At 70.2% G+C, this 15,771-nt stretch carries 16 protein-coding genes; 13 read left to right on the plus strand and 3 right to left on the minus strand.

Annotated elements, in window-relative coordinates:
- Nucleotides 1-26: 26 nt before the first annotated feature.
- From ACWDMM_RS21815 to ACWDMM_RS21830, 4 genes are all read left to right on the plus strand, one after another.
- Entirely contained in the window at nucleotides 27-1,472 is a 1,446-nt protein-coding gene (locus ACWDMM_RS21815) for an amino acid permease (protein ID WP_195081642.1), read from the plus strand.
- 113 nt (nucleotides 1,473-1,585) lie between these two features.
- The gene (locus tag ACWDMM_RS21820) at nucleotides 1,586-2,995 is read left to right on the plus strand and encodes an amidase (RefSeq protein ID WP_195081641.1); all 1,410 of its coding nucleotides are present in this window, start codon (nucleotides 1,586-1,588) and stop codon (nucleotides 2,993-2,995) included.
- A gap of 727 nt (nucleotides 2,996-3,722) precedes the next feature.
- On the plus strand, nucleotides 3,723-4,364 hold the full coding sequence (locus tag ACWDMM_RS21825) for a GntR family transcriptional regulator (protein WP_195081640.1): 642 nt from the start codon (nucleotides 3,723-3,725) through the stop codon (nucleotides 4,362-4,364).
- Complete coding sequence (locus tag ACWDMM_RS21830) at nucleotides 4,364-5,581, plus strand: MFS transporter (RefSeq protein ID WP_449939134.1); 1,218 nt, start codon at nucleotides 4,364-4,366, stop codon at nucleotides 5,579-5,581. Before ACWDMM_RS21825 ends, ACWDMM_RS21830 begins: the two co-directional genes overlap by 1 nt.
- Nucleotides 5,582-5,591: 10 nt before the next feature.
- Here ACWDMM_RS21830 and ACWDMM_RS21835 read toward each other — a convergent pair whose 3' ends face one another.
- Nucleotides 5,592-6,023: a nitroreductase family deazaflavin-dependent oxidoreductase gene (locus ACWDMM_RS21835; RefSeq protein ID WP_195081638.1), complete on the minus strand. Its 432-nt coding sequence runs from the start codon at nucleotides 6,021-6,023 to the stop codon at nucleotides 5,592-5,594.
- A gap of 95 nt (nucleotides 6,024-6,118) precedes the next feature.
- Nucleotides 6,119-6,526 (minus strand): TIGR03668 family PPOX class F420-dependent oxidoreductase, encoded by a 408-nt coding sequence (locus ACWDMM_RS21840; protein WP_357106457.1) that lies wholly within the window; start codon nucleotides 6,524-6,526, stop codon nucleotides 6,119-6,121.
- Between the two features lie 175 nt (nucleotides 6,527-6,701).
- Between ACWDMM_RS21840 and ACWDMM_RS21845 the strand changes: the two genes are divergently transcribed.
- The 9 genes from ACWDMM_RS21845 to ACWDMM_RS21885 all read left to right on the plus strand — a co-directional run bounded on the left by ACWDMM_RS21845 (nucleotide 6,702) and on the right by ACWDMM_RS21885 (nucleotide 14,586).
- Nucleotides 6,702-7,118, plus strand: a complete 417-nt coding sequence (locus ACWDMM_RS21845) for a hypothetical protein (RefSeq protein WP_357106310.1) — start codon at nucleotides 6,702-6,704, stop codon at nucleotides 7,116-7,118.
- A gap of 469 nt (nucleotides 7,119-7,587) precedes the next feature.
- Nucleotides 7,588-8,979 (plus strand): sensor histidine kinase, encoded by a 1,392-nt coding sequence (locus ACWDMM_RS21850; protein WP_449939137.1) that lies wholly within the window; start codon nucleotides 7,588-7,590, stop codon nucleotides 8,977-8,979.
- Complete coding sequence (locus ACWDMM_RS21855; protein ID WP_195081635.1) at nucleotides 8,976-9,392, plus strand: roadblock/LC7 domain-containing protein; 417 nt, start codon at nucleotides 8,976-8,978, stop codon at nucleotides 9,390-9,392. The genes ACWDMM_RS21850 and ACWDMM_RS21855 overlap by 4 nt, the downstream gene beginning before the upstream one ends.
- Entirely contained in the window at nucleotides 9,389-9,754 is a 366-nt protein-coding gene (locus tag ACWDMM_RS21860) for a DUF742 domain-containing protein (protein ID WP_195081634.1), read from the plus strand. Before ACWDMM_RS21855 ends, ACWDMM_RS21860 begins: the two co-directional genes overlap by 4 nt.
- Complete coding sequence (locus ACWDMM_RS21865) at nucleotides 9,735-10,370, plus strand: ATP/GTP-binding protein (RefSeq protein ID WP_195081633.1); 636 nt, start codon at nucleotides 9,735-9,737, stop codon at nucleotides 10,368-10,370. Before ACWDMM_RS21860 ends, ACWDMM_RS21865 begins: the two co-directional genes overlap by 20 nt.
- The gene (locus ACWDMM_RS21870) at nucleotides 10,367-11,638 is read left to right on the plus strand and encodes a cytochrome P450 family protein (RefSeq protein WP_357206367.1); all 1,272 of its coding nucleotides are present in this window, start codon (nucleotides 10,367-10,369) and stop codon (nucleotides 11,636-11,638) included. Before ACWDMM_RS21865 ends, ACWDMM_RS21870 begins: the two co-directional genes overlap by 4 nt.
- Nucleotides 11,635-12,870, plus strand: coding sequence for a cytochrome P450 family protein (locus ACWDMM_RS21875; RefSeq protein ID WP_323124312.1), 1,236 nt, complete (start codon nucleotides 11,635-11,637; stop codon nucleotides 12,868-12,870). The genes ACWDMM_RS21870 and ACWDMM_RS21875 overlap by 4 nt, the downstream gene beginning before the upstream one ends.
- Nucleotides 12,871-12,897: 27 nt before the next feature.
- Nucleotides 12,898-13,740 (plus strand): helix-turn-helix transcriptional regulator, encoded by an 843-nt coding sequence (locus ACWDMM_RS21880; protein ID WP_195081631.1) that lies wholly within the window; start codon nucleotides 12,898-12,900, stop codon nucleotides 13,738-13,740.
- Between the two features lie 75 nt (nucleotides 13,741-13,815).
- The gene (locus tag ACWDMM_RS21885; RefSeq protein ID WP_195081630.1) at nucleotides 13,816-14,586 is read left to right on the plus strand and encodes an SDR family NAD(P)-dependent oxidoreductase; all 771 of its coding nucleotides are present in this window, start codon (nucleotides 13,816-13,818) and stop codon (nucleotides 14,584-14,586) included.
- 15 nt (nucleotides 14,587-14,601) lie between these two features.
- Here the strand turns inward: ACWDMM_RS21885 and ACWDMM_RS21890 are convergent, their stop codons facing one another.
- Complete coding sequence (locus tag ACWDMM_RS21890) at nucleotides 14,602-15,594, minus strand: NAD-dependent epimerase/dehydratase family protein (protein WP_357106296.1); 993 nt, start codon at nucleotides 15,592-15,594, stop codon at nucleotides 14,602-14,604.
- Nucleotides 15,595-15,771: the final 177 nt, after the last annotated feature.

Below are 15,771 nucleotides of genomic sequence, written 5' to 3' on the forward strand. Positions count from 1 at the left end.
CGCGGCGAATTCAACACAGGAGTCGTATGTCGCTCGCGCAGTTACGAGCCCAGATGACGCGCCGCAAGCCGCTCGGCGAGGTCGAGGACGAAGCCGCCGCGGCCGACGAGCAGCTGTCGCGATCGCTGGGCCTGTGGCAGCTCACCGCGATCGGTGTCGGCGGCATCATCGGCGCGGGCATCTTCACGTTGGCCGGCGCGGTGGCGCACTCGGTCACCGGGCCTTCGGTGCTGATCTCGTTCCTCATCGCGGGCGTGGCCAGCGCCGCCGCCGCGCTGTGTTACGCCGAGTTCGCCGGGATGGTGCCCAAGGCCGGGTCCGCCTACACCTACGGATACGTGTCGCTCGGCGAGATCGCGGGCTGGTTCATCGGCTGGGATCTGCTGCTGGAGTACGTCGCGGTCGCGGCGGTGGTGGCCATCGGCGTCTCCGGCTACTTCAAATTCCTGCTGGAACAGGTCGATATCGCACTGCCGGATTGGATGCTCGGCGCGGCGGGCACCGGCGAAGGACACGTCGTCGACGTGTTCGCCGTGCTGTTCTGCCTCGGCACGGCCTGGCTGCTCTCGCGCGGCATCCGCAGCGTCGGACGGTTCGAGACCGTCGCCGTCGGCATCAAGGTCGCCCTCGTCGTGCTGATCATCGTGCTCGGCGTGTTCCACATCGACAGCGCCAACTACACCCCGTATTTCCCGTTCGGCACGGGCGCGGTGTGGACCGGCGCGGCCACCGTCTTCTTCGCCGTGTTCGGCTACGACGCGATGAGCACCGCCGCGGAGGAGTCCACCGAGGGCAAGAAGCATCTGCCGAAGGCGATCCTCTACTCGCTGGCCATCGCGATGGTCCTGTACGTGCTGGCCACCCTGGTGCTCACCGGCATGCAGAAATACACCGAGATCAGCCCGACCAGCGGGTTCTCCACCGCGTTCGAGTCGGTCGGGCAGCCTGGCGTCGCGAACGTCATCGCGATCGGGGCCATCATCGGCATCGTCACCGTGGTGCTCACCTTCATGCTCGGCGTCACCCGCGTGTGGTTCGCCATGAGCCGCGACGGGCTGCTGCCGGAGTGGTTCGCCAAGACCCATCCGGTCCGGAAGGTGCCGACCCGGGTGACCTGGATCGTCGGCATCGGATCGGCCCTGATGGCGGGGCTGCTGGACATCACCGTGGTGGCCGAGCTGACCAATATCGGCATCCTGATGGCGTTCATCGTGGTGTCGGTGGCTGTGATCGTGCTGCGGCGCACCCGCCCCGACGAGCCGCGCGAGTTCCGTCTGCCGTTCATGCCGGTGGTGCCGCTGATCGGCATCGGGTTCTCGGTGTACCTGATCTGGTCGCTGCCGTGGGAGACCTGGGCGCGTTTCGTGATCTGGCTGGTCGTCGGTCTGATCGTCTACTTCACCTACTCGCGCACCCATTCCAGGCTCGAGCGCGCCCGGCCCGCCGCTGCGGAAGGCTCAGCGGCTTCCTGATCCGTCGTCGGCCGGGTACCCCATTGCGGAACGGCCGCTCGAGTGCATACGGTCGAGAACGTCGGCATCGGCGACAGCCGCGTCGTCGCGCGGCTCGGAAGGAGCGGTGGCGGATGGATCTGCGGGAGGTCGTGTCGGCGGGTGTGCTCGAACAGCGCGAGTTGCTGGCTCAGGGCGCCCTCTCGGCGGAGCAACTGGTCGAGGCGACACTCGACGAAATCGACGCGGCGGCGGATCTCGGCGCCTTCACCCATGTCCTGCGCGAAGAGGCCAGGGCAGCGGCCGTCGAGCGGGACCGCGAGCGGGCGGCGGGCGAGGCGGTCGGCCCGCTGCACGGAATTCCGGTCGCGGTGAAGGACGAGTTCGATGTCGCCGGCGTGGTGACCACCTTCGGCACCAGGGCGAACGCCACGCCCGCCGTGGCGGACGCGGAGGTGGTGCGCAGACTGCGCGCGGCAGGGGCGATCATCGTCGGCAAGACCGCCATGCCGGAATTCGGGCAGTGGCCGTACACCGAATCCAGCACCTTCGGCGTGACCCGCAACCCGTGGGACCCGAGCCGCTCCGCGGGTGGATCGAGCGGCGGGTCCGCCGCCGCGGTGGCGGCCGGGCTGGTGCCGGTCGCGCTCGGCGGCGACGGCGGCGGGTCGATCCGGATCCCGGCGGCGTGCTGCGGATTGTTCGGTCTCAAACCGCAGCGCGGGCGCGTGCCGATCGCCCCGAACGAGCACCTGTGGTGGGCGCTGGGTGCCGCCGGGCCGCTGACTCGCGGCGTGCTGGACTCCGCCGTCGTCTACGACGTCATCCGCGGCAGCACTCCCACCGACCGCTTCCGCGCGCCGGAACCGGCGACCTCCTTCGAGGCGGCGGCACGCGAGCCGGCCCGGCCGTTGCGCATCGGCTACAGCACCAAACCGCACGCCCTGATGGTGAAACTCGATCCGCAGCACGTGCGCGCCATCCGCGACACCGCGAAACTGCTCACCGAACTGGGGCATACGGTGGCCGAGATCGATGTGCGCTACCCGGATTCCATGCACGCGTTCTTCCCACAGTTCTTCGGCGGGGTGCGCGCCGAACTGGCCGAAATAGATCATCCGGAACTACTCGAACGCCGCACCAAGCAGACGGTCGCGGTCGGCGCGTGGGCGCGCAGGCCGGTCGTCGAGTGGGCGATCCGGCGCGGAGCGGCGTTGACGCGGAAGATGGACCGCGTCTTCGCCGAATGCGATCTGCTGCTGACGCCCACCATCGCGATCCGCCCGCCGCTGCTCGGCGTGCTCGACGGCGCGAACACGGTACGCGCTCAGCTCGCATCGATCCCGATGGTCGCCTACACCGAGCTGTGGAACGTCACCGGCCACCCCGCAGCTTCGCTGCCCGCGGGCGTCGGCGACGACGGCCTCCCGTTGTCGGTGCAGCTGGTCGGCCCCACCAACGGCGAGACGGCGATTCTTCCGGTCGCCGCGCAGCTCGAGCAGGCGCGCCCGCATCCGCGACCGGCGGCCCTTTCGAACCGCTAGTCCGACCTGCACGACATCGCGCCGGAATCGGAAGCACCGGCTCCGGCGAAAAGCCTCGCGAGCGTGCCCGAATACGCGGCCCGGTTCGCGCTCGGCGTCGCGTCGCACCGTCCCGACTGGTACGCGCTGCCGCATGCCGCGTCCCGATCGGCGGTCCGTACCCGCGTCTTGGTCGGCCGTCCCCGCCGCATCATGATCGGTCCTCCGCGCCGCGTATTGATCGTTCTCTGTACTGGGCGGCCCGATGATTCGATTACGGCGCGGCCGGGGCTGATGTGGGGTCCTCGGCGGGTGCAGGCCGACAGCACCTGAATGTGCCGGGCCGGGTGCTTATTCGATGGTTTCGGCGGAGACGCCGGTCAGGTTTTCGGCTTCGGCCCACAGCCGTGCCGCAGTTGCTTTGTCTCGGCCCGGCCGCGGCAGTGAGAAACGTTTGGTGGGACCGACCAGAGCCCACGGGGCCCGTAGTGCGCACCTGCGAGAACCGACACCCACAAGGCCTGCTACTGCCTGATGTTGCTCTGGATCGGCGGTTGCGGTGTGTTCGCCACGGGCGCATGCCCGCAGTCGGACCACTGGACCACCAGGACACTACGAACAGGCCTCCGGTGGTCAGGGCTCGGCGGTCGCCGCCGAGGACGACATGGCCGTTTCCGTCGAAGACCTGCCAGCCCGAGGAGCCGGCCCTCGATATATCCACCGCGCACCCGGGCGTAAGATACAACTTGTGTCTAAGACGTATTCATCCGCTGAACAGGCCTATCGCGCCGTGAAGGAGCGCATCCTGTCCGGCGCGCTCGCGGGCGGAGAGCTGATCAGCGAGGGCGAGATCGCCGCCGACCTGGGCACCTCCCGCACGCCGGTGCGCGAGGCGTTCCTGCGGTTGGAGACCGAAGGGTGGATGAAGCTGTACCCGAAGCGCGGCGCTCTGGTGGTTCCGATCCCGCCCGACGAGGCCGAGCACGTCGCGCACGCGAGGTACGTGGTGGAGACGGCCGCGGTCCGCGGCGCCACCGCGAAAGACACCGGCATGCTGGTCGAAGCGTTGCGTTCCTCGATCCTGCGGCAGCGCGAACTGGCCGCCGCGGGCGATCTGGACGGCTTCGCGCTCGCCGACACCGACTTCCACCGCACCTACGTCCTGGCCGGCGGCAATCCGCTGCTGTCGGGCTTCTACGACTCGCTGCGGGAACGCCAGCGCCGGATGAACAGCGTCGCCCTGCGCCGCGGCCCGGTCGACATCACCCGGATCATCGAGCAGCACGCGCGACTGGCCGACCTGGTCGCGGCTTCCGACGTGGACGGGTTCGCCGCCGCGCTGGTCGAGCATCTTTCCGGCGTGCACCAACTGGAACTACGAGGCCGGTGATGGCGACACTCACCGTCACCGCGCCCCGAGACCTGGCCGTCCCGAGCCGATGGCGCGGCGTCGCCGCCGCGATGTTCGCGATCGCCTGGGGCGGCAACGAATTCACGCCGTTGCTGGTGATGTACAAGCACAACGGACTGGCGGCCACGACGGTCGACCTGCTGCTGTTCTATTACGTGCTCGGCATCGTGCCCGCGCTGCTGATCGGCGGCCCGCTGTCGGATCGCTACGGCCGCCGCGCCCTGCTGCGGCCTGCACCGCTCATCGCCGCGACCGGATCACTGCTGCTCGCGTTCGGGTCCGCGTCGGTGCCGCTGATGTCGATGGCACGGGTGCTGTGCGGCGTCGCGCTCGGGCTGGCGATGGCGGTCGGCGGCAGCTGGCTCAAAGAGCTGGCGCAACCTCCCCACGGCCCGCGGCTTGCCGCGGGCACGGGCGCGCGTCGCTCCGCGATGAGCCTCACCGCGGGCTTCGCCATCGGCGCTTGCTGCGCCGGTGTGCTCGCGCAGTGGGCGCCGTGGCCGAACACCTTGGCGTACCTGATCAACGTCGCGCTGTGCCTGGTCGCCGCCGTGTGGGTGCGGCGTGCGCCCGAAACCGTGCCCCGGCGACGGAATCCGGGCAGTCTCCGCGACGACCTGCGCATTCCCGCCGCAGGCCACCGCCGCTTCCGCGCGGTGGCGCTGCCTGCGGCGTTGTGGCTGTTCACCTCCGCCGCGGCGGCGTACGCGGTGCTGCCCGCGCTGATGGCGCCCCGGGTCGGCGCGGCGCCGATCGCCTTCTCCGCCATGATCTGCGTGATCACCCTCGGCTGCGGATTCGCCGTCCAGTCCGTCGCGCGCCGGATCGACCGGCCGGGCACCGCGCGGGCGGTCGCCGCCGCGCTGATCGCGGTCACGGTCGGGATGGCGCTGGCCGCGACGGCTTCCGGGCTGCTGACCCTGTGGGCGACGGTGGCCGCCGCCGTGGTGCTGGGAGCCGGATACGGCATCGGCTTGGTGGCCGGGCTGCAGGAGATCGAACGCATCGCCCGCCCGGACGATCTGGCCGGGCTGACCGCCGTGTTCTATTCGGCGAGCTACTTGGGATTCGGCGCCCCGGCCCTGCTTTCGTTCCTGCACGACACGTTCGGTCTCGGTTATCCGGCGATGTTCACCGCTGGCGCACTCGCCGCGGCCGGGTGCCTCGCTGCGGTGCTGCGCAACTATCGCGCCTGAACGGCAGCGGTCAGCCCTTCGGGGTCAGCAGTACGAGCGGGATCTCGCGCGTGGTCTTCGTCTGATAACCGGCGTAGACCGGCTGCGCGGCGGTGACCCGCGGCCACAGCGCCGCCCGCTCCTCGGCGGTGGCCACCCGCGCCGTCATCGGCAGCTTCGGGCCGTTGCGCACCGAGACGAGCACATCGGGGTTGTCGCGCAGATTCAGGAACCACGCCGGATGGACAGGGTCGCCGCCACGGGAGGCGACCACGACGTAGGTGTCGCCGTCGACGATCGGCGCCGTGAGCATCACCGCGTGCGGCCGACCCGATTTGCGGCCGGTGGTGGTGAGCTCGAGCGACGGCATGCCGGAGAAATCGTTGCCCAGCTTCCCGAAGCTGATCTTCAACAGCGCGCGATGCGCCGTATTCATGGCCTTCAGCGCGAAATTCGAGGGCATACGATCCTCACGATCGGCTCGACGGGTGGTTCGGCTCGACGACTCCCGCAGTGGGAGACCGTGAATCGGACTGTACCCGAAGCGGCGCGGCTCGCTCAGCGGGCGGACCATCCCGACCAGCGCGCGACATCGATGGCGATCACCGGGCCCGGCGGCGGCTGCCGCTCGTACTGGGAGTAGCGCACGGTCAAGTGGCGGATCGCCGCTTGCGCCTCGGCGCCTTCCGCGATGCGAGCCGTTCCGTCGGCACGGACCCACCACAGCTGCGTCCAGTCGTCGTCGTAGCGGTCCACGAGCACCGCGACGGCGGGGTTGGCCGCGATGTTGGCCAGCCTGCGCAACGCCGTGGTGGTCTTCGGTTTCGCGTCCACGCTGGTGTAGACCACCTCCCCCGCCACGGCGAAGACGATGGGCACCACATGCGGGCGCAGTTGCGGCGAAACGGTTGCCAACCGCCCGACCGGACTGGTCGCGAATCGTTTGCGCGCTTCCTCGGAACGCAGCAGCAAATCCGCCTCCTCGAGATCGTTGTCCCCGCGAATCGGGGATCGAGTATGTTCCGCCCCCTATGCAACCGGACATTTGCCGTGAAATCGCGGCGATCGACTACTCCCACGCTACGGTCGAGGCAATGTGTGACCCGTCAACAGGCTAAGTCGCCAGAAGGTGGAGGCGGTCGTGGAAATCGATATCACTACCCGGCTGAACCTAGCGTTCGAGATGTGGGAGCGCGCGCACGGGCGCCCGCTCGCCGACGATACGGTCGAGACATGGGTGACCGCAGCCGGGTACGACCTGGAACCAGGTCACCTGACCAAAGTTCGGCGCGGACATCTCGCCACGCTTCCCGAACAGGCCCGCGCCGGGCTGGCCCACGTGTTCGGGCTCGACCCCAGCTATTTCGGCTTCGATCCCGGCCCCGACCGGGCCGACGACGCGGAAGTCATCGCGCACCTGGACAATTCGGCCCTGCGCCGCCTCGGGCAAGCCGTGAACGGCGTGTCGCTGCGCACCCTGCTGTATCTGGAGTCCGTCGCCGAAGTACTCCGCCAGGCCGACGGCCTGCCCCCGTGCGAGCAAACCGCGCAACTCTGATCGAACGACAGCGGCTCGGCTTCGGCCCCCGGGAAGCCCGGCGGGCCGGCCACTCCGCCCACGCGGCGCCACCGCCGCTCACGGACGCGAACACATGACGCGTCGATAATTCGAGATTCACATACCGCTTCGGTGATACGGCCGCACGTGAGCGCCCCCAGCACACCGATAGTGAATTACAGGCAAACGAGAATTCACTCATTTCGCGCTGAGCGCGCGGTCGCGCCACATTTTTCGGCCGTAGTCAGCGTAATCCGAGCATCGGCACGGCAGCGAAAAAATCCCCCGCGCCGCCTTCCCGTGAAATCCGCCCGAGTGGCGCCGCATCGCGCACGCCGCTATGCTCGGGCCGCGATATTTCGAAACTGCTTGTCGGTCTGCGTATTTGGGGTGCCGAGGCACGCGGACGAGGGCAGTTGTGCCGTTTCCTGCGGCAAGCGCGAGTGCGGAAGTACGGATTTTGTCAGAGTTGTTGAATGCGTCGGCGAGCGGCCGCGGCGAGGACGTCGTCGGACACCCGAAACCGCCGTACGCGATATTGTCGGCCTGCCTGATCGCGAGCGCCGCCATCGTGACGGCGGCGGTGTACTACGCGCCCGCCGAATTCCGGATCCCACTCGCGGCGGGCGCCACCGCCGCGGCCATCGCCCTGTGCGCCGCCACGACGGCGGCGGTCCACTTCCGACGGCAAACGCGGCACGCCCAGCGGGACGCGGGGCAGGCCGTCCAGGACCGAGCGCGCGTCGCCGGCGGCGCGGAAGCCGAGATCGCCGCCGCGGCCGCGGCGGTCGCCGAATACGAGGCGCGCGCCAAGGACAGCGAGAGCGGTCGCGCCGCGGCCATGGCGGCTTTCGCGGGCGCGGCGGGCCGCATGCAGGCGATGACCACCAGCATGCTCGCCGAGCTGCGCGAGATGGAGCATCGCCACGGTGATCCCACCGTGCTCGCCGACCTGCTGCACCTGGATCACCGCACCGCCCAGGCGGGCAGGCTCGCCGACAGCATCGCTGTGCTCAGCGGCGCGCGATCGGGCCGCCGCTGGGCCAAACCCATTGCGATGGAATCGATTCTGCGTGGCGCGATGGGCCGCGTCGCGGGCTACCAACGGGTCCGGTTGCGCGCGATCGCCGACATCGCGGTCTCCGGTCACGCCGCGGAAGGCGTCATGCACGCGCTCGCGGAGCTGCTCGACAACGCCTGCAACTTCTCCCCGCCCACCACCGAGGTGCACGTGTACGCCGCCGAGGTGCCCGCGGGCGTGATCATCACCATCGAGGACAGCGGATTGGTGATGAGCGAGTCGGCGCTGCGCCGGGCCGAGGCGGCGGTCTCGGCCACCGGGCCGGACGCCCGCGGGGCCGGAGCCGACCTGTCCTCGCTGACCGGAACCAGACTTGGCCTGGCCGTCGTGGGCAACCTGGCGCGCAAGCACGGGCTCACCGTCTCGTTCCGGCCTTCCGCCATCGGCGGCACCGCCGTGGTCGTGGTGATCCCGCGCGACCTCACCACCCGCGCCGAGCGCCCTCACCCGTCCACCACCACCGGCACGCTGCCGGTCGCGCGAGAGCCCGCCCGCACCGCCGCGCCGGAGCACGCGTCCGCCGAGCCGCGGCCTGTGCGTCCGTCCACTGCGGAAGACGCTCCCGCCGCCACCCGGACACTTCCCAAGCGGCGTCGAGGCAGCACGCTGGCCGCCGTGCACCCCGATGGCCTCGCCGCGCCGGAGCCCGCCGCACCGACCCCTCCCGCCGCACGACCGGACTCGCTCGGCGCGTTCCAGCGCGCGGTGACCGGGTCCGCGAGCGGCAGCGCCGCCGCCACTCCCCCCGTCCCTTCCGTCTCCGTGGAGCACGAACGATGACGACCTCCGAGACCGCCCAGCTGAGCTGGCTGTTGGAACAGCTGCTCACCCGCACGCCGCGCAGCAGGCATGCCCTGCTGCTGTCCAGCGACGGGCTGAAGATCTGTCACACACCCGAACTCACCGTGGACGGCGCCGACCAGCTCGCCGCCATCGCGGCCGGTATCCAGAGCCTCTCGCACGGCGCGTCGGTGGAATTCGGCGACGGCCGGGCCGGGGTGCGCCAATCGATGACCGAGTTCTACGGCGGCATCCTGTTCATCGTCGAAGCCGGGCTGGGCGCGCACATCGCGGTCGTCGCCGCCGAGGACGCGGACGCCGGGCTGGTCGGCCACAACATGCGGGAGCTGGTGGAACAACTCGGCGAACATTTGGCGGCCACGCCGCGCTTCCCTGGAGCGGGCGTGTCGTGAGCAGACCAGGCCGCGACGACGACCCCGATCGGCTGTACACGCTGACCGGCGGGCGGAGCAAACCGGACTCCGACACCTTCGATCTGGTCACTCTGGTGGTCAGCGAATGCGCGCCGGCGTCCGGCATGCAGTCCGAGCACGTCGCGATCCTCGAGCTGTGCCAGGCCCCTACCTCCGTCGTCGAAATCGCCGCCGAGCTGCGGATTCCGGTCGGCATCACGACCATCCTGCTGTCGGACCTGCTGCTCGCGGGCAAGATCACCGTTCGCCCGCCCCAAGCCGGTCCGCCCGGTTCGCCGTGGCACTGCCTGCCCGACACCACGACGCTCGAGAAGGTGCTCGTTGGACTTCGCAAACTCTGATCCGCGTCCCGCCCGCGCGGACGCGCCCCTGCACCCTGCGGCGACGCGGGGGCTGAAGATCGTGATCGTCGGGGGTTTCGGCGTCGGCAAGACGACGATGGTCCGCGCGGTCAGCGAGATCCGGCCGCTGGACACCGAGGCGATCATGACCGACGAGGGGCTCGGGATCGACGATCCCAGTGGCGCGCCCGGCAAATCGACCACGACCGTCGCCTTCGACTTCGGGCGCATCACCATCGATGACGAGCACGTGCTCTACCTGTTCGGCGCGCCGGGGCAGGAGCGGTTCCGGTTTCTCTGGGATCGGCTGTTCACCGGCGCGCTCGGCGCGATCGTGCTGGTCGACCCGGACCGGATCGCGGACTCCTGGTACGCGGTGGACCGGCTGGAACACCAGCGGACGCCGTTCGTCGTCGCCTGCAACGACTTCGGCGACGGCCACCGCCCCGACGCGGTCCGCGACGCGCTCGACCTGGATCCGCACGTGCCGGTGATCGACTGCGACGCCCGCTCGCGCGAGTCCGGCAAGGGCGTGCTGATCGCCCTGGTCGAACACCTCTATTCCCGCGCGCCGTCCCCGGCCGCCCTGCTCCCCACTCCGGAGGCCGCGTCATGACCACGCCCGCGCCGAGCTCCACCGACAGCTGCCCTGTCCACACCGCGCCGGTCACGTTGAGCGGTCCGCGTTTTCACACCGACCCGCATCAGCTCTATCACGAGATGCGCCGGGAGCACGGCGCGGTGGTCGCCGTGGAGTTGCCGGGCGGCGTTCCCGCGTGGCTGGTCATCGGCTACCGCGAACTGCATCAGGTGACCAGCGATCCCGAGTTGTTCCCCCGCGATGTGGGGCGGTGGAACCAGTGGCCGAACATCCCTCCGGACTGGCCCTTGCTGCCGATGGTCGGGCAGCCGACGCCGTCGATCTATTTCACCGCGGGCGCGGAGCACCGCAGGCACCTGGCGATGGTGGAACCCGCGCTGGAGAGGATCGACACCTTCGCATTGCGCCGTGCGTGCGAGGAGCTGGCCGACCGCCTGATCGACGCGTTCTGTGGGCGGGGGGAAGCCGAGCTGGTCGCCGATTTCGCCGAGCCGCTGCCGGTGCTGGCCCTGGCGCGCGTCCTCGGCTTCCCCGACGAGGACGGCCCGCGGCTGGCGTGGACGATGAAGACCCTCGCCGACGGCGGCGCCGACGCCCAGGCCGCGCATCAGCAGTTCGGCGAGCACATGGGGCGCCTGCTCGCGACCAAGAAGGTCGCGCGGGGCGCGGACCTGGTGTCCTGGATGCTGGCGCATCCCGGTCCGTTCACCGACGAGGAATACGTCCTGGATCTGATGGCGATCACCGCAGCCGGATATCTGCCCACGGCCGACTGGATCGGGAACTCGGTGCGGCTGATGCTCACCGACGACCGGTTCGCCGCCGCGCTCGGCGGCGGGCGCCACAGCGTGGGCCAGGCGATGAACGAAGTGCTGTGGGAGGACACGCCGACCCAGATCCTCGCCGGGCGATGGGCCGCGCGGGACACCCGGCTCGGTGACAAGGTCATCCGGGCCGGAGACATGCTGCTACTCGGCCTGGCCGCGGCCAACGCCGATCCCCATGTGCGACAGCATGTCTCCGACGGCGCGGACCCCGCGCACACCGGCAACAGCGCGCACTTCGCGTTCAGCTACGGCGAATACCGCTGCCCGTTTCCCGCGCAGGAGATCGCCGAGGTCATCGCGCGCACCGGCATCGAGGTCCTGCTCGACCGGCTGCCCGACCTCGATCTGGCGGTGCCGGCCCAGAACCTGGTCCGGCGGCCGTCGGCCTTCCTGCGCGGCATGACGTCCCTGCCCGTCCGCTTCACACCCGTTCGCGCCGTCGGAGGTACCCCGTGACCAGAGAATGCCCGCACGCAGCAGCCCTTGTCATCGATCCGATGGTCGGTGACCTCGCCGGAGAGACCAGCAGGCTGCGCGCCGCAGGCCCGCTCACCCGGATCGAGCTGCTCGGCGTGCCCGCCTGGACCGTCACCCACCACGCGCTGGCCAGGCAGCTGCTCGTGGACACCAGGCTGGTCAAGAACATCGACGCGTGGGCGCTGTGGCGGTCCGGCGCGGTGACCAGGCAGTGGCCGCTGATCGGCATGATCGACGCGGGCCGCTCCATGTTCACCGTCGACGGTCCCGAGCACCGCAGGCTGCGGATCAAGACCACCCAGGCGCTGACCAAGCGCAGGCTCGACGCGCTGCGTCCGGCGATCGAGCGCATGACCGCCGAACTGCTCGACGACCTCGCCGCGGCCGGGCGCGACGGGGCGGCGGTCGACCTCAAGTCGGTGTTCGCCTATCCGCTGCCGATGCGGGTCATCAGTGAGCTCATGGGCGTGGACCGTGCCGACCACCCGATGCTGCTCGACTGGTACAAGGCGTTCTTCTCACTGCTGACACCGCAGGACGAGCGATTGCGGGTGATCGACGAGCTGGACGTGTACTTCACCGACCTGGTGCGCAAGAAGACCGCTGACCCGACCGACGACTTGACCAGCGCCTTCATCGTCGGCGGCGACGACATCGAGCCGCTGACCGAAGAGGAAGTGGTCGGCAACCTGAAGGCGCTGGTGGCCGCCGGGCACGAAACCACGATCGGTCTCATCCTCAACGCCGTGCGCGCCCTGCTCCAGCGGCCGCAGCAGTTGCACGCCGTCCGCGCCGGGGACCGCACCTGGGCGGACGCGGTGGAGGAGACCCTGCGCTGGGACAGCCCGGTGACCCATCTGCTGATGCGTTTCGCCACCGAGGACATCGCCGTCGGCGACACCGTCATCGAGAAAGGCGAAGGCGTGGTCATGTCCTACCGCGCGATCGGCCGGGATCTCGCCGTGCACGGTGAGGACGCCGACGACTTCGACGTCTCCCGCCCGACGGCCAACCGGCACTTGGCTTTCGGCTACGGCCCGCACATCTGCCCCGGCGCGGCGCTGGCCCGGCTGGAAGCGGGCATCGCGCTGCCCGCCTTGTTCGCCCGCTTCCCCGGCCTGCGCTTCGCCGTGCCGGTCGAACAGATCCGCAACCTGCCGGTGCTCACCCAGAACGATCTCGAGGCGTTCCCGGTGTATCTGGGGAACTGATCCGGCGCATCGGTTGTTACCGTGCCCATGGCCAGTGATTCCCCGGCGCCGCACCGGCGCGCGCAGCTGCGCGACTTCCTCCGCACCCGCAGAGCCCGGCTCACACCGCGAGACGTCGGCCTGCCGACCGTGGGCAAACGGCGGACACCCGGCCTGCGGCGGGAGGAGGTCGCGCTGCTCGCCGGAGTCGGCGTCTCCTGGTACACCTGGCTGGAGCAGGGACGCGACATCACGGTGTCGGCGGAGGTGCTGGACGCGGTCGGCGCGGCGCTGCGCCTGTCCGGCCCGGAACGACGGCATCTCTATCTGCTCGCCGGTCTCAACCCGCCGCCCCTGGGCCCCGGCCGTGACGCCGAGGTCACCCCGCAGTTGCGCCGACTGCTCGACGCGTGGGGAGCGCGGCCCGCCGTGCTGCGTGACCGTTACTGGAATCTGCTCGCGGTCAACGACATGGCGCGCACCGTCTTCGGATTCACCGCCGCCGACCACAACTGCCTGGTCTCCTTCTTCCGCAACCCCCGGTATCGCGGTATGCACGTGGCGTGGGCCGCGATCGCGCCCGCCGTCGTGGCCGCCTTCCGCGCCGACGCCGCCTACGCTCCCGACGATCCCGAATTCGGCCGGGTGGTCGGCGAACTCAGTGCCGCCAGCCCCGAATTCGCCGGCTTGTGGGCCCGCCACGACGTGGACGCCGCCGTCCAAGCCGTGAAGGCGGTACGCCATCCCGACGCCGGCGACCTGGTGTTCGACACGACCACCCTCGCGGTGGCCGGCCACCCCGGCTGGTTCCTGGTGCTCTACAACCCGCAGCCGGAAAGCGCGGAGCGGGTGGAGGACCTGATGCGCGTCGCGCTCACCGCCCCGGCGTGACCGCAGCCTGGTGGCGCCAGACCTAGGTCGACTGGACACTGTTCGCCCGCGCCGACCTTCGGCACGCTGACTCTCATGACGCACAACAACTCCCGATTCGACGGCAAGGTCGCACTCGTCACCGGCGGCTCCAGCGGCATGGGGCTGGCCACCGCGCGACGGCTGCTCGCCGAAGGCGCACAGGTGGTCATCACCGGCCGGGACAGGGCCCGGCTGGACGCCGCGGTCGACGCGCTGCACGGAGGGGAACGGGTGCTCGCGATCCAGGCCGACGCGGCGCGCCTCGCCGATCTCGACGCGCTCACCGCCGCCGTCCGCGACCGGCACGGCCGATTGGACGTCGTGTTCGCCAACGCGGGCGTCGCGTCCTTCCAGCCGAACGCCGAGATCACCGAGGACGAGTTCGCGCGCGTCGTGGACATCAACTTCAAGGGTGTGTTCTTCACCGTCCAGAAGGCGCTGCCGCTGCTGTCCGAGCACGCGGCGATCGTCATCAACGCGTCGTGGACCCTGCACCGCGGCCTGCCCGGCGCGTCGCTGTACGCGGCCACCAAGGCGGCCGTGCACAACCTGGCGCGCAGCCTCGCCGCGGAATTGGGGCCCAAGGGGATCCGGGTGAACTCGGTGAGCCCCGGTTATATCGAGACTCCGATGTTCCACGACAACGTCAGCCCCGACGCGCACACCGCCGTGCTCGCCGAAGTGGCCAGCCGCCGGCTCGGCACCGCCGAGGACGTGGCCGACGCCGTGGCGTTCCTCGCGTCCGCCGAGGCGTCCTACGTCAACGGGCAGGACCTGATCATCGACGGCGGTTTGGTCGCGGCCATTTCCCGGGAGATGATCTGACCGGCGCGTACCGCGTCATGCGCGGGAACCCGTTTCCCGGCGCACGGATTCGATGATCGCTTCGCCGATGGGCCGCCAACGCACACCGAGTTCGGCCAGTGTGCGGGAGTCGTCGGTCGGTGTGGCGGTGGTCAGCAACCAGGCGGCCTCGTAGCTGAGGCCCGCGCTGATCGGGAGGAAGCGGGCGGCGGCGTCGGTGAGCCGTCCGAGTCCGAGCAGCGCGGCCTTCGGCACCGGGATCCGGCGGATGCGCTGTCCGGCAGCGCTTTCCAAGATGTCCACGATTTCGTCGAACGCCACCAGGTGACCGCCGCACAAATAGCGCCTCGGGCCGAGACCGGGGCGCATGACGGCGGCGTGCACGGCGGCCACGTCCCGGACGTCGATCATCTGCATCCCGCCCCGGATTCGCGGAGCGACGCGGGCCCGCAGGATGGCGCCCCAGCCGTCGGAGGTGATGCCTGCCTGCGTCCCGAGACCGGGCCCGACGACACTGGAGGGATAGGTGATCACGACCGGGGCACCGGTGGCCTGCAACGCACGCGCGATCCGGTCGGCGGCGGACTTGGTGCGGCCGTAGGCGCTGCGCCCCGGCGCGGTCGGGCTGTCCGGCGTGATGACCGGATCGGGGCTGGGAAACAGCGCGCTGTAGCTGGCGACGTGCACGATCGGGTCGAGTCCGAGCGCCGTCGCGCGGGCGAGCACGGTCGCCGTGGCGTCCGCGTTGACCTCCCACATCAACTGCTCGCGGCGGTTGTCGGTGCCGACGACGCCCGCCGCGTGCAGGACGGCGTCGCATCCGACGAGCAACTTCTCCACCGTCCGCGGGTCCCTGATGTCGCCCGGCAGCACCGACAGCGCCTCGGGCGTGGCGTCGAACATGCCGACGACCTCCGCGACGGACTCGCTCGGATGAACGAGCAGGACGACCTGATGCCCGTCCCGCAACAGCGCGGAGACGGTGTGCGCGCCGAGATAGCCGGTGCCGCCGGTGACCGCGATTCGCATACCGGCTATCCCTCGTCGCGTCCGGTCGTCGGCGTCCAGGCGCTCGCCGCCGTGCCGGTCTCAGCCGGTATGTGTCCACCCATTTCTATCCTTCGTCAGCATGGTTCCGCCGTCCGATCCACCGCCCATGCCCGCCGCACACGCGAGAATGGCCGCACATCGGAAGCATCGGCACAA

Source organism: Nocardia sp. NPDC003726 (genome assembly GCF_053586955.1).

Excerpts from the sequence above, each read along its gene's own strand:
- ACWDMM_RS21815 (WP_195081642.1), top strand. The coding sequence starts at position 27 with ATGTCGCTCGCGCAGTTACGAGCCCAGATGACGCGCCGCAAGCCGCTC.
- ACWDMM_RS21820 (WP_195081641.1), top strand. The coding sequence starts at position 1,586 with ATGGATCTGCGGGAGGTCGTGTCGGCGGGTGTGCTCGAACAGCGCGAG.
- ACWDMM_RS21830 (WP_449939134.1), top strand. The coding sequence starts at position 4,364 with ATGGCGACACTCACCGTCACCGCGCCCCGAGACCTGGCCGTCCCGAGC.
- ACWDMM_RS21835 (WP_195081638.1), bottom strand. The coding sequence starts at position 6,023 with ATGCCCTCGAATTTCGCGCTGAAGGCCATGAATACGGCGCATCGCGCG.
- ACWDMM_RS21855 (WP_195081635.1), top strand. The coding sequence starts at position 8,976 with ATGACGACCTCCGAGACCGCCCAGCTGAGCTGGCTGTTGGAACAGCTG.
- ACWDMM_RS21870 (WP_357206367.1), top strand. The coding sequence starts at position 10,367 with ATGACCACGCCCGCGCCGAGCTCCACCGACAGCTGCCCTGTCCACACC.
- ACWDMM_RS21880 (WP_195081631.1), top strand. The coding sequence starts at position 12,898 with ATGGCCAGTGATTCCCCGGCGCCGCACCGGCGCGCGCAGCTGCGCGAC.
- ACWDMM_RS21885 (WP_195081630.1), top strand. The coding sequence starts at position 13,816 with ATGACGCACAACAACTCCCGATTCGACGGCAAGGTCGCACTCGTCACC.
- ACWDMM_RS21890 (WP_357106296.1), bottom strand. The coding sequence starts at position 15,594 with ATGCGAATCGCGGTCACCGGCGGCACCGGCTATCTCGGCGCGCACACC.